The sequence below is a fragment of the Neobacillus ginsengisoli genome, assembly GCF_030813055.1.
Genome location: NZ_JAUSTW010000001.1, coordinates 391,560 through 414,703 on the forward strand (window position 1 = coordinate 391,560; position 23,144 = coordinate 414,703).

The 23,144-nt window shown below is 37.6% G+C and carries 26 protein-coding genes; 25 read left to right on the forward strand and 1 reads right to left on the reverse strand.

Annotated features, from left to right (window positions below):
• The first annotated feature begins 52 nt into the window (after window positions 1-52).
• The 4 genes from J2S10_RS02035 (at window position 53) to ispG (ending at window position 3,322) form a co-directional block, all read left to right on the forward strand.
• Window positions 53-748 carry a Crp/Fnr family transcriptional regulator gene (locus tag J2S10_RS02035; protein WP_307404052.1) on the forward strand — a complete coding sequence of 232 codons (696 nt, stop codon included), beginning with the start codon at window positions 53-55 and terminating at the stop codon, window positions 746-748.
• 152 nt (window positions 749-900) lie between these two features.
• Entirely contained in the window at window positions 901-1,674 is a 774-nt protein-coding gene (locus J2S10_RS02040) for a DUF1189 domain-containing protein (protein ID WP_307404053.1), read from the forward strand.
• A gap of 87 nt (window positions 1,675-1,761) precedes the next feature.
• Window positions 1,762-2,106, forward strand: a complete 345-nt coding sequence (locus tag J2S10_RS02045) for a hypothetical protein (protein WP_307404054.1) — start codon at window positions 1,762-1,764, stop codon at window positions 2,104-2,106.
• 109 nt (window positions 2,107-2,215) lie between these two features.
• Window positions 2,216-3,322 (forward strand): flavodoxin-dependent (E)-4-hydroxy-3-methylbut-2-enyl-diphosphate synthase, encoded by a 1,107-nt coding sequence (ispG, locus tag J2S10_RS02050; protein WP_307404055.1) that lies wholly within the window; start codon window positions 2,216-2,218, stop codon window positions 3,320-3,322.
• Between the two features lie 136 nt (window positions 3,323-3,458).
• On the opposite strand, the gene J2S10_RS02055 is transcribed toward ispG, so the two are convergent.
• Entirely contained in the window at window positions 3,459-3,830 is a 372-nt protein-coding gene (locus J2S10_RS02055) for a hypothetical protein (protein ID WP_307404056.1), read from the reverse strand.
• A 203-nt stretch (window positions 3,831-4,033) separates the two neighbouring features.
• Here J2S10_RS02055 and J2S10_RS02060 point away from each other — a divergent pair, with 203 nt between their 5' ends.
• From J2S10_RS02060 to J2S10_RS02160, 21 genes are all read left to right on the forward strand, one after another.
• Window positions 4,034-4,630 carry a hypothetical protein gene (locus J2S10_RS02060; protein ID WP_307404057.1) on the forward strand — a complete coding sequence of 199 codons (597 nt, stop codon included), beginning with the start codon at window positions 4,034-4,036 and terminating at the stop codon, window positions 4,628-4,630.
• A gap of 76 nt (window positions 4,631-4,706) precedes the next feature.
• Window positions 4,707-5,924 (forward strand): MFS transporter, encoded by a 1,218-nt coding sequence (locus J2S10_RS02065; RefSeq protein WP_307404058.1) that lies wholly within the window; start codon window positions 4,707-4,709, stop codon window positions 5,922-5,924.
• A 236-nt stretch (window positions 5,925-6,160) separates the two neighbouring features.
• On the forward strand, window positions 6,161-8,263 hold the full coding sequence (locus tag J2S10_RS02070) for a peptidoglycan D,D-transpeptidase FtsI family protein (RefSeq protein ID WP_307405116.1): 2,103 nt from the start codon (window positions 6,161-6,163) through the stop codon (window positions 8,261-8,263).
• 195 nt (window positions 8,264-8,458) lie between these two features.
• Window positions 8,459-9,385, forward strand: coding sequence for a phosphate ABC transporter substrate-binding protein (locus tag J2S10_RS02075; RefSeq protein ID WP_307404059.1), 927 nt, complete (start codon window positions 8,459-8,461; stop codon window positions 9,383-9,385).
• Window positions 9,386-9,466: 81 nt separating this feature from the next.
• The gene (gene pstC, locus J2S10_RS02080) at window positions 9,467-10,387 is read left to right on the forward strand and encodes a phosphate ABC transporter permease subunit PstC (protein ID WP_307404060.1); all 921 of its coding nucleotides are present in this window, start codon (window positions 9,467-9,469) and stop codon (window positions 10,385-10,387) included.
• On the forward strand, window positions 10,387-11,274 hold the full coding sequence (pstA, locus tag J2S10_RS02085) for a phosphate ABC transporter permease PstA (RefSeq protein WP_307404061.1): 888 nt from the start codon (window positions 10,387-10,389) through the stop codon (window positions 11,272-11,274). Before pstC ends, pstA begins: the two co-directional genes overlap by 1 nt.
• A 34-nt stretch (window positions 11,275-11,308) precedes the next feature.
• Window positions 11,309-12,115: a phosphate ABC transporter ATP-binding protein PstB gene (gene pstB, locus J2S10_RS02090; protein WP_307405118.1), complete on the forward strand. Its 807-nt coding sequence runs from the start codon at window positions 11,309-11,311 to the stop codon at window positions 12,113-12,115.
• Window positions 12,116-12,127: 12 nt separating this feature from the next.
• On the forward strand, window positions 12,128-12,901 hold the full coding sequence (gene pstB / locus J2S10_RS02095) for a phosphate ABC transporter ATP-binding protein PstB (protein WP_307404062.1): 774 nt from the start codon (window positions 12,128-12,130) through the stop codon (window positions 12,899-12,901).
• 14 nt (window positions 12,902-12,915) lie between these two features.
• Entirely contained in the window at window positions 12,916-13,575 is a 660-nt protein-coding gene (phoU, locus tag J2S10_RS02100; RefSeq protein ID WP_307404063.1) for a phosphate signaling complex protein PhoU, read from the forward strand.
• Window positions 13,576-13,767: 192 nt separating this feature from the next.
• Window positions 13,768-14,289 (forward strand): DUF4912 domain-containing protein, encoded by a 522-nt coding sequence (locus J2S10_RS02105; RefSeq protein WP_307404064.1) that lies wholly within the window; start codon window positions 13,768-13,770, stop codon window positions 14,287-14,289.
• Complete coding sequence (locus J2S10_RS02110; RefSeq protein ID WP_307404065.1) at window positions 14,282-15,550, forward strand: glycosyltransferase family 4 protein; 1,269 nt, start codon at window positions 14,282-14,284, stop codon at window positions 15,548-15,550. Before J2S10_RS02105 ends, J2S10_RS02110 begins: the two co-directional genes overlap by 8 nt.
• Window positions 15,551-15,562: 12 nt before the next feature.
• Window positions 15,563-16,198: a hypothetical protein gene (locus J2S10_RS02115; RefSeq protein WP_307404066.1), complete on the forward strand. Its 636-nt coding sequence runs from the start codon at window positions 15,563-15,565 to the stop codon at window positions 16,196-16,198.
• Window positions 16,199-16,253: 55 nt separating this feature from the next.
• The gene (rpmG, locus tag J2S10_RS02120; RefSeq protein ID WP_015594975.1) at window positions 16,254-16,403 is read left to right on the forward strand and encodes a 50S ribosomal protein L33; all 150 of its coding nucleotides are present in this window, start codon (window positions 16,254-16,256) and stop codon (window positions 16,401-16,403) included.
• A gap of 61 nt (window positions 16,404-16,464) precedes the next feature.
• Entirely contained in the window at window positions 16,465-17,031 is a 567-nt protein-coding gene (locus tag J2S10_RS02125) for a 5-formyltetrahydrofolate cyclo-ligase (protein WP_307404067.1), read from the forward strand.
• A complete protein-coding gene (locus J2S10_RS02130; protein WP_307404068.1) occupies window positions 17,028-17,807 on the forward strand; it encodes a DUF92 domain-containing protein in 780 nt (259 codons plus the stop codon). The genes J2S10_RS02125 and J2S10_RS02130 overlap by 4 nt, the downstream gene beginning before the upstream one ends.
• A 22-nt stretch (window positions 17,808-17,829) precedes the next feature.
• Window positions 17,830-18,780 (forward strand): L-lactate dehydrogenase, encoded by a 951-nt coding sequence (locus J2S10_RS02135; protein ID WP_307404069.1) that lies wholly within the window; start codon window positions 17,830-17,832, stop codon window positions 18,778-18,780.
• A gap of 61 nt (window positions 18,781-18,841) precedes the next feature.
• Complete coding sequence (locus J2S10_RS02140; protein WP_307404070.1) at window positions 18,842-19,036, forward strand: hypothetical protein; 195 nt, start codon at window positions 18,842-18,844, stop codon at window positions 19,034-19,036.
• Window positions 19,037-19,212: 176 nt separating this feature from the next.
• Window positions 19,213-20,391, forward strand: coding sequence for a rhomboid family intramembrane serine protease (locus J2S10_RS02145; protein ID WP_307404071.1), 1,179 nt, complete (start codon window positions 19,213-19,215; stop codon window positions 20,389-20,391).
• 161 nt (window positions 20,392-20,552) lie between these two features.
• Window positions 20,553-20,759 (forward strand): YqgQ family protein, encoded by a 207-nt coding sequence (locus J2S10_RS02150; protein ID WP_307404072.1) that lies wholly within the window; start codon window positions 20,553-20,555, stop codon window positions 20,757-20,759.
• A 15-nt stretch (window positions 20,760-20,774) separates the two neighbouring features.
• Window positions 20,775-21,749, forward strand: a complete 975-nt coding sequence (locus J2S10_RS02155; RefSeq protein WP_307404073.1) for an ROK family glucokinase — start codon at window positions 20,775-20,777, stop codon at window positions 21,747-21,749.
• A 103-nt stretch (window positions 21,750-21,852) separates the two neighbouring features.
• Entirely contained in the window at window positions 21,853-23,040 is a 1,188-nt protein-coding gene (locus J2S10_RS02160; protein ID WP_307404074.1) for a M14 family metallopeptidase, read from the forward strand.
• The last annotated feature ends 104 nt before the right edge of the window (window positions 23,041-23,144 follow it).

Consider the following 23,144-nt stretch of genomic DNA (forward strand, 5'->3'; position numbering starts at 1 on the left):
ATGTTAATAAATTATTTTAATCAAATTGGAAGGGTAAAAAGGAGTTGGGAACATGCAGAAAAGTTGCTTTTCCATATATAGTTTACTGGTTCAATTTTTCCGGGAAAAAGAGCAGGTTCAAAAGATTAAGGGAGGGACTGTTCTCTTTCTAGAGAAGGATCCTGTTGAGTATGTATATTTACTTCTCAAGGGGAGTATTGCACTTGGTCGGGTCCATGTACGAGGTAAGGACTTTATCCTAAAAATCTTAAATGATCGGGAATTGGTTGTAGAATATCAGCTTTTTAAACAAAATCCTTTTTACCATTTTTACGCAAAAACACTATCAGACTGTGAACTGCTTCTTATAAAAAAAGACCAGTTTGAGGAATTTGTATTAAATTATCCGGAGGCAATGAATTCACTCGTTTCCTGGCTCAGCACCAGTTATTTAAAAGCTCAAATGAAATGCCAGGATTTAATTATGAATGGAAAAAAGGGAGGCTTATATTCAATTTTAATCCGCCTTTGTAATTCCTACGGGATTATGACGGAGGATGGAATTCTCATCGATCTGCCGTTAACTCATCAGGAATTAGCCAACCTGACATATGGAACAAGGGAAGTCATACAGCGTTCCTTAAAAGAACTTCGCGAGCAAGATATTATCTCCTATGATCAGCAAAAATTTACTGTGAAAAAATTAAGCTATTTAAAAGAAGAAGTTGACTGCCAAAACTGTGCTAATGAAATCTGCGGCTTAAATTAAAAAATGAGGCTGACTCACAGGGGCAGCCTCATTTCTATTTATGAACAACAATAAAGCCAATAACATAAATACAAAGAGTTTCATAGTGATTCTTGTATATACCCCTTTCAAAAGCTACAATAGAATGGTGAATAAGTTTAAGGGTGGTCAATATGAATATTTTCAAGCAATTTATTAAAAGTATATACTCTCCGAAGGATATTGCCTTATTCCGTTTTCAAGGTATCGGAAAAACGATTTTTTATGTATTCTTCCTAACCCTCATTTCGATTTTACCGTCAATCGTGTACTTGAGTACAACATTAACCACGGGGATTAATACGGCTAAATCGGTCATACATGATGAAATACCTTCCTTTTCAATAAAAAGTGGCCAGCTTACTTCTTCGACAAAGGTGCCAATCAACATCCAAAAGGATAATTTTGCGATTATTCTTGACCCCACAGGCACGATAGCTGAAAAAGATGTTCAAGATGAAGGGAATGCTTTTGCTCTTCTGAAAAATGAATTTGTCTTAGCTGCAGGCGGTGAGATACAAACATATCCTTACTCGATGCTGGAGACCTTACATGTAACAAAAAATGATTTTTTAAATTTCATTGACACGCTTGAAGGAATTAAAGGGATTATTATCCCGGTAATGTCGGTGTTTATTTATCTCTTTTCAAGCGCATCAAACTTTATTGAAATCACCGTATTGGCATTAGTCGGTTTAGCAATAAAAAATCTTTCCGGCAGAAAATTAAACTACCGTCAATTATGGAGAATGGCTGCATTCAGCGAAACACTGCCTACCTTATTCTTTACCATCATGGCAGCAATCAAAACAAATGTTCCGAACAGCTTTCTTATCAACTGGTTTGTTGCAATCATCGTTTTATATTTAGCTGTTAATGAAATACCAAAGCCTAAAAAAGCTCAATAAAAAGCATCCGTAAGATGCTTTTTTGTTCTATAAGAAGGTGGACAAGCATACCAATGTACAAACTTTCCTTTTTTGGGGGCTTGTACAATGAAAAAATTATTTGCCTTGTTATTTGCAATACTAATCATATATGTAATATACATTGATTTAACGGTTGGAACACTGCCTAACGCAACCCAAACGGTGGAAGCAGAGGCTAAGGGTACTGCAAAGCCTGAAACGGGACTTTCTGAAACAGGTATGTCTTCGTTTAAGGAAAAAGTAAAACCGGGTGAAACTGTCATTACTATAGTCGAACACCATATAAATAAAGCTCTTCCAGTTTCAATTGATGATTTAATCCATGATTTTCAAACCCTTAATCCGGGGAAAACACCAGAAAAAATTCAAATTGGATCAACCTATCAATTCCCTGATTACTCTAAAAAATAGAGCTTTATTCCTCTTCCTTGTCAAAATCAGTTAAAGACTGATAGAATGGAATCGTATTGTAATTTTTATTTTAATTATTCGAATTCCATTTCAAAGGAGCGAATTCCACGTGAGTGAAATCATACATCGTACGAAAACCCGTCCAATTAAAGTTGGAAATTTAACGATTGGTGGGAATAATGAAATCATTATTCAAAGCATGACGACTACAAAAACCCATGAAGTAGAAGCGACTGTTGCCGAAATTAAACGTCTGGAAGAAGCAGGGTGCCAAATCGTTCGGGTGGCATGTCCGGATGAACGTGCCGCAAATGCTATCTCTGAAATCAAAAAGAGAATTAGTATCCCGCTTGTTGTTGATATTCATTTTGATTATAAATTAGCACTTAAAGCAATTGAAGGCGGGGCAGATAAAATCCGTATCAATCCCGGTAATATTGGAAAGCGTGAAAAGGTCGAAGCAGTGGTAAAAGCTGCAAAGGAACGCGGAATCCCAATCCGTATTGGGGTCAATGCCGGTTCGCTTGAAAAAAGAATTATCGAAAAATACGGCTATCCGACTGCTGATGGAATGGTAGAGAGTGCTCTTCATCATATCAAAATTCTTGAGGATTTGGATTTTCATGATATTATCGTTTCCATGAAGGCTTCTGATGTTAATTTAGCCATTGAAGCATATGATAAGGCTTCACGTGCTTTTGATTATCCATTGCATTTGGGTATTACAGAATCGGGAACACTTTTCTCCGGTACCGTCAAAAGTGCGGCAGGTTTAGGGGCGATTATTAGCAAAGGAATCGGAAATACAATCCGTATCTCTTTAAGTGCTGACCCTGTTGAAGAAGTTAAGGTTGCCAGAGAGCTTCTCAAGGTTTTTGGACTTTCTTCTAATGCAGCAACATTAATTTCTTGCCCAACCTGCGGCAGAATTGAAATCGATTTAATTAGCATTGCAAACGAAGTTGAAGAATACATTCAAAACATTAAAGCTCCTATAAAGGTTTCTGTTCTGGGATGTGCCGTTAACGGACCGGGTGAAGCCAGGGAGGCGGATATTGGAATTGCAGGAGCCCGCGGTGAAGGCTTATTATTCCGTAAAGGGGAAATTGTTAGAAAGGTTCCTGAAGCGCAAATGGTGGAGGAATTGAAAAAAGAAATCGACCAAATTGCCGAAGAATACTTTCAGAAAAAAGCGGCAGAAGAAATAAAAGCGTAGGCGCCCGTTTAGCGACGTACACTAGGCGCTGGGCGCTGCAGTTAGACAGTTAACGGAGTTCAAGGCTTTATAATCATCAAAAAGAGACTGCCCAGAAAGGGTCAGCCTCTTCTTTTTGCTCCTTGTGCAGATACGGTTAAAAGAATGGAAGGATAAAGATGCCGATAATAATCGATACGGCTCCAATCCCTATTGCCCACGCTCCGAGTCCTTCTGCTCCACGACGACGAGCAACAAATCCTAACACTATACCTGCTGCACCAAAAAGAATGGGTAATACAAACAGAGATAAAATCGATAGTGCTAAAGCAACATACCCGGTGCCTGTTCCACCTTCTGCTCTTCCCCGAATGTCGTCATAACCCCTTTTTCGTCCAATAGGAACGGGAGCGGCTATTTCTGCCGCTGTTTCTTCCTTAAACGCTGAAGGGTCATTTGGGATGTCTTCGCCAATGTATGCACTTTGACGATAGTCACGCACATCAGTGTCTCTCTCTTGGTCTGCCATCGTGATCCCTCACTTTCAGTTATAGGAGCATTTATTATTGTTTGATGAGTCTCTTGTTTTTAATATGTTAATGTTTGTCTTAATTAGGTTTTTGTTTCAATATCCGAAAAAGTTTCTTTTTTAACATTATTTTTAGTAAAGTAAGGTGTCTGTCTTTGGTAAAATATAATCAGATAGTAAAGTAATACGAAGGTGAGTTCATAATGAGAAAAAGATTTGGAATAGACATTGATGGTACTGTTACAACCCCGGATGCGATTTTACCTTTTTTAAATAGAGCTTTTGGATTGAATGTCACTTTAGCTGATGTGAAACAATACGATTTAAATCCGGTTGTTAACGTGGCAGAAGAAGAATTCGCAAAATGGTTTATCGAAAACGAACCGATTATTTATCAGGGATCGCCGCTTGCACCTGGTGCGGAGACTGTTTTAAATACTTGGAAAAGACAGCATGAGTTATTTTTTATCAGCGCCCGCGGTCCCCATTTGCTTGATAACACTAAGAAATGGTTTATTGATAAAGGAATAACCTTTCATCATATTGAATTAATTGGATCGCATGATAAAGTAGAAGCCGTAAAAAAGCACCAAATAGAAATCTTTTTTGAGGATAAGCATGATAATGCAGTAATGATTCACGAAGAATGTCAAATTCCTGTGATTTTATTTGATACTCCTTATAATCAAGATCCGATCCCCGCCGGGGTAATCCGGGTAAACAACTGGAAAGAGGCCTTTATTTGGGTTGAGGGATGGTTAAAAATGATGAACGGAAAGCCGATTTTATCCGGAGTGTAACAAAACGCTTTTGCAAAAAATGAATAAGAAAATCTTGCATGTTAAAGACTACCCTTATGAAAAAGGGGAGTTTTTTATGGCAAAAAAATTCAAGATTTTAGGTGAGGTAGAATTAACAAAAGACCTCTCGTTACTGTTATTCATTGGCGGTTTATATTCGTTGAGTGTGGCACTCTCGAATACTTTTGTTAATATTTATTTATGGAAACAAACAGGAGCTTTCGCAGATTTAGCGCTATATAACCTATCCATTGTCGTCTTACAGCCGTTAACCTTTATTTTAGCAGGCAGATGGGCAAAAAAAATCGATAGGGTGATTGTTCTACGAATTGGTGTTATTTTTTTGGCGCTATTTTACTTAACAGTATTGCTGACCGGAACACACGCTTCCACATATTTGCTATTATTAGGCAGTCTATTAGGAATCGGTTACGGCTTCTATTGGCTGGCCTATAATGTTTTAACGTTTGAAATAACCGAGCCTGAAACAAGAGATTTTTTTAATGGCTTTTTAGGGATTCTATCCTCTACCGGTGGAATGATTGGACCCATTGCAGCAGGAATCATTATCACACGGTTTGAGAAGTTTGCCGGTTATTCTATTGTGTTCGGGATATCATTAGCTTTATTCGGTCTTGCTGTAATTTTAAGTTTCTCTTTGAAGCCAAGGCCTGCACACGGTAAATATTGCTTTAAACGAATACTTGCGGAACGAAAATTAAATGAAAATTGGCGTCTTGTTACGAATGCCCATTTTTTTCAGGGCTTAAGAGAGGGGACGTTTTTATTTATCATTTCTGTCTTTGTCTTTATCTCGACAGGAAGTGAAATGGCATTAGGAACATTCGGGCTTATTAACTCTGGTATTTCCTTCATTGCGTATTATGCAGCATCGAGAATGATCAAAAAAAGAAATCGAAAAAAGGCCATTCTTATCGGCGGTGTGATCCTATACTTAGCCATCCTGTTAATTGTCTGGGATATGAATTTTGTTAAACTGTTAATGTATGCTGGCTTGATTGCGATTGCTTATCCTATTTTGCTTGTCCCTTATATATCAACTACATACGATGTGATAGGAACAGGCTGGAATGCTGCCGATATGAGAATTGAGTATATTGTCGTTCGTGAAATTTTCTTAAATGTCGGCAGGATTGTTTCTATATTATGCTTTTTGGCTGCGATTACGTGGTTTAATGAAGAAAAAAGCATCCCAATTTTGCTATTGTTTTTGGGGGCCGGTCATACGTGTATTTACTTTTTCATTAAAAGGGTGCATTTGCCTACTGCTTAACTCGATGAGTGATGAAAATTACTCATCGTTTTTTTTGTTATATGCAGGTCTTTAAGGAAAAAAGGCCCTTCCTCATTTCGTGATGTTGTTGTAAATTGGTAAGGGTTCTTCGTAGTAAAATTGAGCTTTTTCTTATAGAATAGAGAGTATTATGTTGAGCATTAAAAAGGAAGTGTGAGATAGATTTGAATAATAAAAAGAAAAAGAAGAAGACACATGTCCCAATTCGGTTAAACATGTTATTCTTTGTTGTATTTTTGCTGTTTTCGGTTCTAATTCTAAAATTAGGTGTGGTACAGATTGTTTATGGAGATGATTATAAACGTGAACTCCAACGGACTGATGCGGTAACTACAAGTAATCCGGTACCACGTGGAAAAATGTTTGATCGAAATGGAAAGGTAATTGTTGATAATACCCCATTGAACGCTATTACTTACACTAAAAGCCAAACTACAAACCAAACGGAAATGCTAAAAACCGCAGAGCATTTGTCCAACTTAATCACAGTAGATACATCCAAACTACGTGATCGTGATTATGTTGATTTTTGGATTTTAAAAAATCCTAAAAAAGCAAAAAATTTAATTACTAAAAAAGAATGGGCTCAATACTACGCAAAAAAATTAGATGACAAACAAATTTATAACTTGCAGTTAAAAAGGATTAAAATTACACATGATGCCAATAACAAAATTTTAGTTACAAAGATTGAAAATTATACTTTTTCAAATCATGATCGAAATATACTTGGTATTTTAAAACAATTTAACAACGGTTATGCATTAACACCGCAAATCGTCAAAAATCTAGGCGTAACACCTGAAGAATATGCAGTAGTTAGTGAAAATTTAGATAACCTTGCTGGAGTGGATACGACAACGGATTGGGAAAGAAGTTATGTATTTGGTGATACTTTAAAAACAGTTTTAGGAGATGTTAGTACTTCGGAACAGGGATTGCCAAAAGAACAGCTTGATGAATACTTGGCACGTGATTATAACCGAAATGACCGTGTCGGCACAAGTTATTTAGAAATGCAATACGAAGACGTTCTTCAAGGACAAAAGGAAAAAGTGAAAAATGTAACAGATAAATCTGGAAAGCTTGTTTCCACGGATGTAGTTTCCGAGGGACAAAGAGGAAAAGATCTGGTCTTAACGATAGACATGGACCTTCAGCAGCAAGTTGAAAAAATTATCGAGGAAGAACTTTGGAAGGCTAAACAAGATCCAAACACTGGGCTGTTGGATCGTGCGTTTGTGGTTTTAATGAATCCACATACCGGAGAGATATTAACCATGGCTGGTAAGCAAATTGTCAAGGAGAATGGTAAGCCGGTTATGAAGGATTTCGCCCTTGGAACAATTACAACGTCATATAACGTCGGTTCTGCAGTGAAGGGTGCAACAGTTTTAACAGGCTATGAAACAGGTGCGATTCATCCAGGGTCTACTCAGCTGGATGAACCCTTACTGATTAAAGGCACACCTATGAAGAAATCATATAAAACGTTTGGAAACATAAATGACTTAACAGCACTTCAAGTTTCATCTAACGTTTATATGTGGAAAACGGTCATTGCTATGGCTGGAGGACATTATGTCCCAAATCAACCATTGGATCTAAATTTATCTAAAACATTTAATACGATGCGTCAATCCTTCAGTCAGTTTGGCCTTGGTTCGAGAACAGGGATTGATCTTCCGAATGAAACGATTGGATATTCAGGTCCTGAACAAAAACCAGGTTTATTACTTGACCTTGCAATTGGACAGTATGATACGTATACCCCAATGCAGCTCGCCCAGTATGTTTCCACGATTGCAAACGGCGGATATCGTGTTCAACCGCATATCGTAAAAGAAATTCGTGATCCTGAATTAAATAATAATGAATTAGGACCGATTGTAGAGGAGATTCAACCCAAAATATTAAATCGAATTGATGCACAAGACGATTGGATTAAGAGGGTACAAGAAGGCTTTAGAATGGTAATGCAGACACAAGGTGGAACGGCCACTAGTTACTTCCAGGGGGTTGATTATAGTCCTGCTGGGAAAACTGGAACAGCTCAAGCCTTTGATCATGGTCAACCGGTAATGAACTTAAGTCTTGTTAGCTTTGCTCCATTTGATAATCCAGAGGTGGCAATGGCAGTCGTGGTTCCATCTGCTTATCAAGCTGCTACTGGCCATAGTTATAACGACTTTATAGGTCGTCGTGTCCTGGATGCTTACTTTAATTTAAAGAAACAACGTCAGCAAGAAAGTCAAAATGCTGCAACAACAGCTCAGAATAGTGGAAATGCAGCGGCAAATCAACAAGCTGGTCATTAACATTAAAAAACTTGTCTCAATAAGAGGCGAGTTTTTTTTTGTTTTGAGCATAATAAAACTAGTATCGGTTTACAAAACAACAATACTTATTTACAAAACCTTTACATTCCGTTAAAACCTGGTTTACAGTCAAGCGTTATTCTTAAACATGTAAGGAAGAGCAAACAACCAAATTTCTTAGGGGGAATTAAGGAAATGAAGAGTTTGAAAAAAATTAGCCTCGTTACAATACTTGCAGCTTTAATGGTAGTCATGGCTGCTTGTGGAGGCGGAACATCAACTGATAAGTCAAATCAATCTGCAAAGACTGATACGACAAAAACTACTCAAACAAAGGAACTTTCCGGTTCGTTAGTGATATCTGGTTCGTCTGCAATGCAACCTTTAGTAGCAGCAGCTGCTGAACAATTTATGAGTAAAAATCCTAAAGTTAGCATTCAAGTAAATGCAGGCGGTTCAGGTACAGGATTATCACAAGTTGCTCAAGGTGCAGTTCAAATTGGTAACTCAGACCTTTTTGCTGAAGAAAAAAATATACCTGCTGGCCAACTTGTTGACCATAAGGTTGCAGTAGTTGGTATGACAGCTGCAGTTAACCCTAAAGTCGGCATCAAAGATATTAAAAAAGATGATCTTATCAAAGTTTTCACAGGTAAAATTACAAACTGGAAAGAGCTTGGCGGTCCTGACCAAAAAATCACCCTTGTAAACCGTCCTGATTCTTCAGGTACACGTGCAGTATTCAATAAATTTGCTCTTGATGGTGCGAAACCTGCAGAAGGTATTACAGAAGACTCATCAAATACAGTTAAAAAGATTATTAACGAAACTCCAGGGGCAATTGGTTACCTTGCATTCTCATACCTAACCGATAACACTGTTACAGCACTTTCAATCGATGGTATTCAACCTACTGCTGAGAATGTACAAACTGGTAAATTCCCTGTTTGGGCTTATGAACACTCTTATACAAAAGGCGAGCCTAACGAAGTTGCAAAAGCATTTCTTGACTATCTAATGAGTGACGAGGTACAAACCGGAATCTTAACTAAACAAGGTTACCTTCCTGTAACACAAATGAAGGTAGAACGTGATGCTACAGGTAAAGTGACAAACAAATAAACGAGACAAAAGAATTAAACAGGGTAAATGCAAAATTGCATTTACCCTATTACGACGTAATATAGGGGTGTTTTATTTTTTATGGAAAAATTGGCTCCGGCAAAAGAAAGATTGTTAAAATCTGAAAAAAATTGGATGAATGGGGAAGTAAGGGGAAAAATACTTATTTATTTATGTGCAGTGATTATGATTACAGCAACCCTTGCGATTACGATTTTCCTTGGAACAAGGGGATTGCAATCATTTATTAATAATGGTGTAAGTCTTATTGAATTCTTAACCAGTAAACTTTGGAATCCGACGGATCAAGCAAAACCACAATTTGGGGCATTGCCATTTATATTTGGTTCTTTTGCAGTAACATTCCTTGCTGCATTAATAGCAGCACCTCTAGGCATCGGCGGAGCCATCTTCATGACTGAAATTGCTCCTTCATGGGGAAGAAAAATTTTACAACCGGTTATTGAGCTTTTAGTTGGTATTCCATCTGTTGTTTATGGATTCATCGGGCTTACAGTATTGGTTCCATTTATTCGAGGGCAATTTGGCGGACTTGGATTTAGCTTACTTTCAGGGATGATTGTCCTTTCTATCATGATATTACCGACCATTACGACTATCGCTACCGATGCAATGAGTGCGCTTCCTAACAATCTTCGCGAAGGTTCCTATGCATTGGGTGCAACCCGTTGGCAAACGATTAGGAAAGTACTGGTCCCTGCGGCATTGCCTTCATTATTAACGGCAGTTGTACTTGGTATGGCGAGAGCATTTGGCGAAGCCTTAGCTGTCCAAATGGTAATCGGTAACGTGAAAAACATGCCGCATAGTATTTTAGATGCATCAGCAACACTAACGACAATTATTACATTAAATATGGGCAACACGACATTTGGAAGTCCTGAAAATAATATCCTTTGGTCAATGGGTTTATTGCTTTTAATTATGTCGTTCGCATTTATTCTTTTGATTCGGTACCTTTCAGCTAGGAGGAAAATTTAATGAACGCAAGAGTAGCGGATCGGATAGCGACTGGCGTTTTTATAGCCATTGCACTTATTATTATTTCAGTTTTAGTTGGTTTATTTTCATTTATTTTAATTCACGGCGTTCAGCATATTTCAATCAAATTTTTAACCTCTCCTTCCAGTAATTTGCTGGCCGGCGGAGGAATCCGTGATCAATTATTTAATTCGTTTTATGTTCTTTTTATCACCATGCTCATTACTATTCCTCTTGGAGTTGGCGGCGGCGTCTATATGGCTGAATACGCCAGGCCGGGAAAAGTAACCAATTTTATTCGTTCATGTATTGAAGTATTGGCCTCCCTTCCTTCGATTGTTATCGGGATGTTCGGTCTTTTAATGTTTGTAACGTTAACAGGCTGGGGATACACCATTCTGGGAGGGGCACTTGCTCTTACAGTTTTTAACCTTCCAGTTATGGTTCGGGTTAGTGAAGATGCTATTCGTTCCGTACCTCGCGATCAAAAAGAAGCAAGTCTTGCTCTTGGCATCACTCATTGGCATACAATCAAAACGATTTTACTCCCCAGTGCTTTTCCGATTATATTAACAGGTGCAATCCTAGCAGCAGGTAGGGTATTCGGTGAGGCAGCTGCCTTGTTGTTTACTGCAGGACTTTCCACACCAAGATTAGATTATGGCGATTGGAATCCATTTTCTGCAACATCACCCTTGAATATATTCCGACCTGCTGAGACCCTTGCCGTGCACATTTGGTCCGTAAACACACAAGGATTAATCCCCGATGTAGCAGACGTTTCCAATGGTTCTGCGGCTGTTTTGGTCATTTCTGTGTTAATTTTTAACTTATTGGCCCGGTGGATTGGCAGCCTGATTCATAAAAAAATTACGGCTACTAAATAAGGAATAGGTGAGAGAATAGATGGTGACAGCAATTATGGATAGAGAATCAGTAACAGAATCAACACAATCCAATGCCCAATTGCCTAAAGAACATATTTTACATGTTAATAACTTAGAAATATTTTACGGGGAGAAACGCGCTGTTAATGGAATATCACTGGATATCGAAAAAAACTCCGTAACAGCTCTTATTGGTCCCTCGGGTTGCGGGAAATCAACATTTTTACGTAGTATAAACAGAATGAATGATCTCATACCCGGAGCGCGGGCTGAAGGTGAGATTATGTATGAAGGTCTCAATATCTTATCTAATAATATTAATGTAGTCGCATTAAGAAAAGAAATCGGAATGGTTTTTCAAAAGCCTAACCCGTTTCCAAAATCGATTTATGAAAATATTACACATGCCTTAAAATTCTCCGGTTTAAGAAAGAAAAGCCAACTGGATGAAATTGTCGAAGAAAGCTTGCAGAAGGCGGCATTATGGGATGAAGTAAAGGATCGACTTCATAAATCAGCCCTCTCACTATCAGGCGGGCAACAGCAGCGTCTTTGTATTGCGCGAACGATCGCCATGAAACCAACACTTATGCTCCTTGACGAACCTTCTTCAGCGTTGGACCCAATTTCTAATGCCAAAGTTGAAGAGTTGATTGTTGAATTAAAAAACGATTATTCGATCGTTATTGTTACTCATAACATGCAGCAGGCGTCTCGGATATCAGATAAAACAGCCTTCTTTTTAAGCGGTGATGTGATTGAATTTGATGACACTGAAAAGATTTTTACCAATCCTGCAGTAAAAAAGACGGAAGAATACATCTCAGGAAGGTTCGGATAAGGGGGAAAGGTAATGTCAGTGATAATATCTCATAGACAAATATTTCAAATAAATGACTTAAATTTGTGGTACGGTGAGCATCATGCATTAAAGAGCATTAACTTTCCTATTAACAAAAAAGAAGTAACCGCGATTATCGGACCGTCTGGCTGTGGAAAGTCAACTTTTATTAAAACGCTGAACCTGATGATTAATATGGTTCCGAATGTAAGAATGACAGGTGAAATTAATTACAATGATCAAAATATCTTAAACGATAAAACAGACCTTGTAGAGCTTCGCAAAAACGTTGGGATGGTGTTTCAAAAGGGGAACGTTTTTCCGCAGTCGATTTATGATAATGTCGCTTATGGGCCAAGAATTCATGGAATAAAGAAGAAAAAACATTTAGATGAACTTGTCATTAAATCATTAATGGATGTAGCCTTATGGGAGGAAGTAAAGGACCGATTACATGCCCCGGCATTAGGGCTTTCAGGCGGACAGCAGCAAAGGCTCTGTATTGCCAGAGCGCTTGCCACCAAACCTGATGTGTTATTAATGGATGAGCCGACATCTGCTCTCGATCCAATTTCTACATTAAAAATAGAAGAGTTAATTTTAGAACTAAAAGAAAAATATACAATCGTTATTGTGACCCATAATATGCAACAAGCTTCCAGGGTATCCGATAAAACAGCTTTCTTTTTAATGGGCGAATTGATTGAGCTGGATTCAACCTCGAAGATTTTCTCTCAACCATCAGACAAACGTACGGAAGACTATATTACAGGAAGATTTGGTTAATAGGGGTGCAGACAATGAATACAAGATCAAATTTTGACAGTAATTTAATGCAATTAAAAGAAATGCTTTTAGAAATGGCGCGTAAATCAGAAACATCGATTAAAGAAGCGATAGCTGCATTAATTAATCAAGATATTGAAAAAGCTGAGGCAATTATAAATGGTGATGATGAAATTGACCAATTAGAACATGATATCAATGATAAAGCAATTGTCCTGATCGCTAAAGAAGCACCTGTCGCAAGGGACTTGAGAAAAATTATTGTCGCTTTAAAAATTTCATCTGAAGTGGAACGGATTGGCGATTTGGCTGTGAATATTGCGAAATCGGCCATTCATATTGGCAATGAAAAGCATATTAAAGAAATTATTGATATTCCGAAGATGATGGATATGGCTCTGGAAATGTTATCTGAATCTTTAACTGCTTTTTATTCAGAAGATACTGAACTTGCAAAAAGATGTGCTGAAAAAGATGATAAAGTCGATGACATGTACGGAAGGTTAATTCGGGAGCTTATGGGTTATTTACAACAATATCCGAACAATATAAATCAGATTACCCAATTGGCATTTGTCGCCCGTTATATTGAACGTCTTGCTGATCATACAACGAATATCGCTGAGAACGTTATTTTCCTAGTAACAGGAAAACGCTTTGATTTAAATGCATAATGATTACAAGGTGGAGCTTTGCTTCATCTTTTTTTTGTATAAATTGTTCATTTTCTGTCGAGGACAAGCTATAAACCGACAATTTGCGTTCATTGTATAAGAACCGTTCAAGTGTTACGATAAACGTATCAACTTGTATGAATTAATTGGTGTTTTATGCATATATTACTATTTTGCTGATAGGAGGAAGCCATGAGTGAACCTAAGAATAACCAATCCCCGCATTATTTTGTGCCTGTAAAAGGCGAGCTGCAAATGAAACTTGTCTCCCCTCGAAAAATCATTCTTTTCTGGGAAGTTTCTAAAATACCTTCAAAAGTAATTCAACTATTTTTTAACCGTCAGCTTGAACAACTCATGCAGGTTGTGAGGATTTATGATGTTACAGGAATCATTTTTAATGGCAGGAATGCTCATCATTTTCATGAAATTGTGGTTCCATATAAAAATGGCCATTGGTTTATTAAAGGATTGGTTTCAAATCGAAGCTATGTTACAGAATTAGGTGTCAAATTTTCAGCTAACGATTTTTTTCCTATACTCCGTTCGAATACCCTTCAAACTCCATTGATGAAAATATCCAACCTAAATGAAATGAATCATGAATTATTGCGATTTCAGCAGATTGAAAATCGTCCTCCCAAATGGATGGACCATGTTAGTACCTACAGTTATTATGGGGAACCAAAAACGATGGAGGATAATAATGAGTAATGTATTTTCACAACATGATAAACTCGAACAAAAGCCTGCTATATGGCGGCATATGAAGATTCTAATGCTCTGTTGGGAGTACCCTCCGAACATTGTTGGCGGACTTTCAAGACATGTCAATGGATTATCTGTGCAATTGGCAAAAATGGGACATGATGTGCATGTACTGACAGCGGGAGATGGCGATCTTGCCGTATTTGAAAAAATGGATGGTGTAAATGTCCACCGGATAAAACCATTAAACGAACAAGATAATCAATTCTTTTCGTGGATTGGCGGTCTTAATTTAGCTTTTGTTTTCAAAGCCGAAAAGCTGGCAGAAGAAATTGGGTTTAATTTGATTCATGCTCATGATTGGCTAGTCGGGACAGCTGCTATTGTCTTAAAGGAAACGTTATCTATCCCTCTATTGACTACGATACATGCGACAGAATATGGAAGAAATAACGGTATCCATACAGGTATGCAGCAATTTATTCATGATAAGGAGCATCAGCTCATTGGTGAATCCAATCAAATAATCGTTTGCAGTGAATATATGAGGGATGAATTAATTCCTATTTTTAAAGTATCAAATAAAATTATTAGCGTTATTCCGAACGGAATAGATCCATTATCAAATGATATAGAACCATCAAAGATCTTCCCTTTTCTTAGTAATAAAAAATATGTTTTTTCTTTAGGAAGAATGGTCCAAGAAAAAGGATTTGAAACCATTATTGATGCAGCAATGATTGCAAAGGAAAAAAAGTTGGACATTTATTTCGTTATTGCAGGAAAAGGACCTATGCTCGAATCCTATCGCCGTCAGGTGATTGAAAAGGACGTAGAAAACAAAATCTCGTTTGTAGGGTTTATTAACGATGAACAACGAAACGCTCTTCTCTTAAAAAGTGAAATTGCAGTATTCCCAAGCTTGTATGAACCGTTTGGAATTGTAGCACTTGAGTCCATGGTTCTCGGGATACCTACAATAGTTTCTGATACCGGCGGTTTAAAAGGGATTGTGAAACATTTGCAGACGGGTTTATTGATGGTGCCCGGAGATCCTATAAGCCTTCTTGAGCAAATAGAATTTCTGATCCAAAACCCTGTTAAGGCAGAAGAAATGGGGAGAAGAGGAAGGCATATTGTGAAAAGTTTATATGGCTGGAAACGAATCGCATATGAAACAAGCAAAATCATGGAGGATACTCTTCTATCCCAACGGGTTAATGATCGTGAAAAAGTAGAAAATACTGAATCACCAAATAATTTATAATGGGTGAAAATGATGATTAAATTAACTGAAGGTAAAAATAATAATCAGAATAGATTTACCCAAAAATCATTGGACCGGCTAGAATTTATACCGGGAATTTGGGTAAATGGAAAGTCATATTGGCTACAACATAATACAGAAAAAGTTATTAACGTAGAGGCATTGGTCCTAAAGGTGAAGCAAGACCATATTCATTCAAAAATTCATTTTTTTAATCTTTATGTCAGTAACCATAGCAATCAAACAAAAGAGATGAAAATTTTAGCTCAGCATCATTACACAAATGTCAGTCAAGAACATTTTACATTTATATCACCTGCCGATAATAGAATCTTTCATCTCGCTAATAATAATGTTTTTCTGGTCAACGGCCAATGCGATGGAGTAGGGATACAAGAATGTACCATTCAACCATTCTGGAGAATTTATATTGATCAAATTTGGAGTTCTTTAAGAAACGGGAGCTTGATATATCAGCCAATGGCTAAAGGTCCGGCATCAAGTATTTTTACAATGAAAATCTCGGTAGGACCCCGTGAAACGAAAAAATCGTCTATCTGGTCAATCAGTGCCCTGAACAAAGACGAAGTTATTTCCTTGGATCAAGCACTTTTAAAAAACACACTAGCATTTCCTTTTGAAAAATGATATTATAGAAAAGTCGTATGATTGAACTAGCTTAATGGTTTGGAGGGAAATAAACATGCGTGTGAATATTACATTAGCTTGCACTGAGTGTGGAGATCGTAACTATATTTCAACAAAAAATAAACGTAATAACCCGGATCGTCTTGAGCTTAAGAAATATTGCCCAAGAGAAAAGCGTACAACAGCACATCGTGAAACAAAATAAGCAGTAGGGCTTCCTGCTGCTTTTTTTATTGTCTAAAAACAGAAATAAGGGGGCTTCCATATTGAATGACAAAACCGCTCTTCGTGACCGGATGAAAGAAACACTAGGAAAGCTTTCGAAACCATTATATGAAGACTATTCCTATAAAATTGCCATGAAATTATATGATGAATTAGCTTGGAAACAAGCAAAGATTGTTGGTATTACAGTTTCAAAAGCTCCTGAGGTAGATACATATCAAATTATCAGAAAGGCATGGGAATTAGGAAAACAGGTTGCAGTTCCCAAATGTTATCCTAAAGAGAAGAAATTATCATTCCGTACATTGTCGGAATTTTCCCAACTGGAATCTGTTTTTTATGGATTATTGGAACCAATAGTAGAGAAAACCAGTATAGTTGAACCTAGTCAGATAGATCTTTTACTTGTTCCAGGCCTTGCTTATACAATGGATGGCTATCGAATTGGCTTTGGCGGTGGTTATTATGATCGATTTTTAATGGATTTCACTGGCGAAACGATTTCATTGGCCTTTAAAGAACAAATAGTTCCGCACTTTCGTGTAGAAGAACACGATATCCCTGTTTCGAAAATTATAACAAACGATGCAATTCTAAAGACAAAATGACCGAAGACATATTGATTTTTACGGTAATTATTTTAACCTCGATTGCAGGTTTTCTGCTTCGGTCCTTGACCGTTTCAGGTGCTATTGCAGCAATAATTGTTGGAATGGCTGTCTTTATCGGGTTTGGAGCAAGAGGCCTCTTCCTGCTGGGCGTGTTTTTTTCGACTTCAAGTTTATGGTCTAAATATAAAAGCACATATAAAAAATCAATAGAGGAAAAAGTAGCAAAAGGATCCACGAGAGACTGGCGGCAGGTTATCGCAAATGGAGGTTTTGCTGCACTTTTAAGTATTATCGTTTATTTTCATCATGACCAAATATGGTTGATTGGGTTTGCTGTTTGTCTGGCCAGTGCTAATTCGGATACATGGGCTTCGGAATTAGGCTCGTTAAGCAGGAAGGATCCAATCTATATTCGAACATTTAAACGGATAGAAAGAGGAACATCAGGTGCCATTAGTATATTAGGAAGTGCATGTGCTCTTTCAGGTTCTTTTCTGATTGCCTTAATCAGCTCATGGTTATTTCATTTGAATATATATAATAGTTTCATTGTGTTTCTTTTTGGTTTTATTGGAAATATAATTGATACGTTGGTTGGTGCATTTTATCAACAAGTATTTGTGTGCAGTCAATGTAGAATTGAAACAGAGAAGAAATTCCATTGTGAAAGGGCGACTACACGGATAAAAGGCTATTTTATTGTTGATAATGATACGGTTAATTTTTTTTCCGGATTTATCGCTTCTGTTTTAGCAATGATCTTCGTTAAGTAACATCTTCTAAGGAGGAAAAGATATGTTAAATCGAGTTAATAGAGTTGCACTTATTGGAACAGGCTTTGTCGGTTCAAGCTATGCTTTTGCTCTTTTAAATCAAGGGATCACAGAAGAGCTGGTTTTAATTGATATCAATAAAGAAAAGTCTGAGGGAGACGCAATGGATTTAAATCATGGGCTTCCATTTGCGCCGTCCCGGACGAAAATTTGGTTTGGCAGCTATAAGGATTGTGATCAAGCAGACCTGGTTGTTATTACTGCAGGTGCTAACCAAAAACCGGGTGAAACAAGGCTTGATCTGGTAGAGAAGAACACGAAAATTTTTAAAGGAATTGTGGAAGAAATTATGTCTTGCGGATTTGATGGGATTTTCCTCGTTGCAACAAATCCGGTAGATATTTTAACCTATGCAGTATGGAAATTTTCAGGCCTGCCAAAAGAGCGTGTAATTGGTTCCGGTACAATTTTAGATACGGCCCGATTCCGCTTTTTACTTGGAGATTATTTTGATGTTGATACGCGCAATGTGCACGCCTATATTATTGGTGAACATGGTGATACCGAGCTACCGGTATGGAGCCATGCTGATATTGCAGGTACATCCATTTCTGAGTGGACGAAAAATATGGATGGTTTTAACCAAGCAGACCTTGATCAGCTTTTCTTAAATGTCCGTGATGCAGCCTATCAAATTATTGAACGGAAAGGTGCCACGTATTACGGAATTGCGATGGGCCTGGTCAGATTAACAAAAGCAATTTTACGAAATGAAAACTCTGTGCTAACCGTTTCTGCTTATTTAGATGGTGAATATGGGCAAAATGATATATTCGTTGGTGTTCCGGCAGTGGTGAATCGTAAGGGAATTAGAGAAGTAGTAGAACTTGAATTAAATGAAGAGGAAAAAGAAAAATTCACTCATTCTGTTCAAGTATTAAAGAAAACGATGGAACCGGTGTTTAAAAAATAATTAGGTGGAAACGGGATAATTATCATCCAATCATAACAGACTATGGTTAGGAGGGATGAAGATGTCACGAATGTTAACATCCATATTTATGATTGGTTCAATAGGCTATTTTGCATTCCGTTACCGATACCGGATTATCAATGTTTTACTTGGATCAGGCTGGATGCGCCGCATTGCAGTTGGCTCAATTATGAGCATGCCGGGGGTAAAGAGAAAGATGATGCAATCAGTATTTGGAGGACCATCTGAGTGGTGAAAGCCGCAGATGGTTTTTTATTTTGTCTTAATTGATTTAACAAAAAAAGCTAAGTCGTTTATTTAAAGGTACTTTTGGATTTCGTTTATAATGAAAGAAATAAGGAAAAAATAAGTAATCAAAAACTTATTTCTTTACGGCGAAATAGCATTTTATTTAGAAAGTGTGGGGGGAAATTGAATAGTAGCGAGGAATTCATTTTTTGGAGGTTGGCCTATTTTTTTATTTCTGACAATGGATATCGGATCCTCCAATTATTTGAGAATCAAAAAGAATTATGGCTGGAAAAGCTGGAGAATAAGAAAGCGCCCATCGTAAGATTACTGCTTCACAATATTGATTGGAGTAACTCAATGCAGCGAGATATCGAATTTACTGCTGCAAATGGGGAAAGAATTCGCAAACAAATTGGCCGTAGGGAAATAACTGTTGTGAATATATATATCAGCGAGTTCCCTCCTGTTGACGAATACGAATACCGCCTTGAAAAACCATTTATTTTTCCTGAGGGAAATAAAACGAGTGTTAGCTCTTTTTTATTAGCAAAAGGTATATATGAAACCGGTTTTAAAAGCCTCTCTAACCGATTAGAGAAAGAGGTACTCTTTCCAATTAAAAGTGAATCTGAACCAACAGAACAGAATGTCGAAACAATAAAAAAAGAAGCGCTTGAGCATGCCATGCTAAAAGCAAGAACAGAAAGAGCGGTTCTTGCAAATGGCAAACCATTTTTCACCTATATTTTCATGATTATTCAAGTTGCAGTTTTTTTCTGGTTAGAGAAGCATGGGGGAAGCACCAATAATTCGACTTTGATTAAATATGGAGCAAAATTTAATCCCTTAATCTACAATGGAGAATGGTGGCGGTTTTTCACCCCTATTTTTCTCCATATTGGATTTTTGCATTTAGCTACGAATACTTTAGCTTTGTACTATCTGGGAGCAGCGGTTGAAAGAATCTACGGTACTATTCGCTTTCCGTTTATTTATTTGTTTGCAGGGGTGTCCGGCGTTATAGCCAGTTTCCTATTCAGTTCTAATTTATCAGCTGGAGCAAGCGGTGCTATTTTTGGCTGTTTAGGGGCTTTATTTTATTTTGGCGCCATCTATCCGAAACTTTTTTTCCGAACGATGGGGATAAATTTAATTGTTATTTTAGTGGTAAATCTTGCATTTGACTTCTCATCTTCAGGTATAGATAATGCCGGTCATTTAGGCGGGCTGGCAGGAGGATTTCTTGCAGCTGGAATGGTTCACTTTCCTAAACGGAAAAAGCCATTATTACAATTGCTATTTTTAATCTTATCTGTTGCGATTGTGTGGGGATCTTTATCATATGGCTTTAGCGCATAATAAGTGCACAGGATGAAACTTTAAACTTATTGCCGGCACAAGACTATATTAAAACATTAAATTCTCATGATGGAAGATTTTCTTGAGGAGATTTTGTCCATGGGTTATACTTTTTCTTGTATAGTTATTTATTTTCTTGATTTTTTTTTAAGGGGATTGTAATGAAAACGATTTTTGAGATTCAACAATATTTAAAGAAATATGGAACGATTATTTATATTGGAGATAGAGTTGCAGACTTGGAATTAATGGAATCAGAGATTATCGAGCTGTATCAATCCCAGCTTATTGAACAAAGAGAATACCAAACTGCACTATTAATCCTAAGGCAGGAAATTCAACTTCAAAAAGAAAAAAAGTCCAAGTAAAGATAGGTGAATAATGTGGCAGATCAATGGATTGTGGGTGTAGACCTAGGGGGGACAACCACTAAATTAGCGTTTATTTCGATGGATGGGGAAATTATTCATAAATGGGAAATACCAACGGATAATTCCAATGAAGGACAAAATATTACGAAAAACATTGCAAACACAATCGATGAAAAACTGGAGGAACTTTCCTTCTTGAAAGGCAAATTAATCGGTATAGGGATGGGTGCACCGGGTCCTGTTGATTACGAAAACGGTGTGATATTAAATGTAGTGAACTTAGGATGGAACGATAATTTTCCATTAAAGGCAAGTCTAGAAAAAGCTACATCCCTTCCTGCTGCTATTGAAAACGACGCTAATTGTGCAGCATTAGGTGAGATGTGGAAAGGTGCAGGAAATGGGGCAAAGGATCTTGTTTGTGTAACACTCGGTACAGGTGTAGGCGGCGGTGTCATTGCTAATGGTAATATTGTACAAGGTATTAACGGTGCTGCCGGAGAAATTGGTCACATTACGTCTATTCCGGATGGGGGAGCAGCATGTAATTGCGGTAAAACCGGCTGCCTTGAAACTGTTGCCTCTGCAACCGGGATTGTTCGTTTAGCAATGGTTGAGCTTAAAAAGGATGAATTAACGGGAGAATTATCCCGCAAGCTTCGCGAAAATGGTAAGATTACTGCTAAGGATGTGTTTGATTCAGCCCGCAATGGTGATGCTTTGGCAATTAGAGCATTAGATGAGGTGTCCTTTCATTTAGGTTTCGCTTTAGCTAACATTGCCAACACTCTTAATCCTGAAAAAATTGTTCTTGGCGGCGGTGTTTCAAAGGCAGGGGCCATTTTAATAGAATCAGTAAAGGAAAAATTCGGGAAATTTGCGTTTACTCCTGTAAGGGAATCTACTAAACTTGCTCTTGCCACTTTAGGAAATGATGCAGGTGTTATTGGTGCGGCATGGCTCATTAAAAATAAATTAAATAAATAGGATATTCCGGATGAAACCTGCCATGGAAGCAGGTTTTTTTCATTGTTCAAATCATCTTTTTTCATTTATGTCATAAAATTTTTAAGACGGGAGGAATGAGAAAATGGAGGTTTTTGCACGTTCCGGAGACTCGTTTTGGTATTACAGCAGTTTATTCATGCTGCCGCTGAATCTCATAATCGCTTCAAACCCTAACGCAAATCCATCCAACTTAAAAATTTCAGAAAAAGTAGCCATTCCCGGCTATCAATCGATTCCATATAAAATTCAGAATGGTGATACAATTTTTAAAATCGCTGCTTCGATAAATTTATCTACTGATGCATTACTGTTGCTGAACCAGCAGTTGGAGCCCAATCAGTTAACACCCGGAGAAATACTTCTTTTACCAAAAAGAATCATTCACCCAATCATGAGCACATCTTCACCTTGGGATTTTAAAAAACTTAGTGAAATAATTAGCGACTTAAAAAGGGTTTATCCTTTTATCACCGTTTCATCCATTGGAAACAGTGTTTTAGGCACCCCGATTAACGAAATTCGTATTGGAAATGGCTCGAGAAAGATACATATGAATGCTTCTTTCCATGCGAACGAATGGATTACAACAATGGTATTAATGGTTCTCATCAATAAATATTTACTCTCACTGACGACCGGAAACCTAATGAGAGGTCTGAATAGCCTAAATCTCTATGAAAAAGTTGAGTTATCGATTGTTCCAATGGTAAATCCCGATGGTGTGGATCTTGTGTTAAATGGACCTCCAATAAGCTTTATGGAAGATGTCCTGAAAATAAATGACGGCAGCAATGATTTTTTACACTGGAAAGCAAATATAAGGGGAGTAGATTTGAATAAACAATTTCCTGCAAATTGGGGAATTGCCGGTCAGAACAAGCTGCCACTGTCACCTGCACCCAGGGACTATCCCGGGAGTGCTCCTTTAACGGAACCTGAAGCAATTGCCATGGCAGATCTGGCGAATAAGAATTCATTTGATTGCATTTTGGCCTTTCATACTCAAGGAGAAGAGTTTTATTGGGGCTATGAGGGGCATGAACCACCTGAATCAGCTGCAATGGCACTGGAGTTTGAACAAATTAGCGGCTATCAGGCTATTCGGTACGTAAAGAGCCATGCCGGTTATAAGGATTGGTATATTCAAGAGTTTAAACGCCCGGGGTTTACATTAGAGCTTGGGAAAGGTATCAATCCTTTGCCCCTTTCGCAATTCCCGAAAATTCTTAAAAGAGTAGAAGGGATTTTTATTGCTGCCTTGTCAATTTAATAAATTTTCAAATAGGAAAAAAGCCGTGACTATGACTTTTTTCCTATTTGTTTTATAAATCTGAAATAATTGTAACATTTAAATATAAAAACGGTCTAATATAC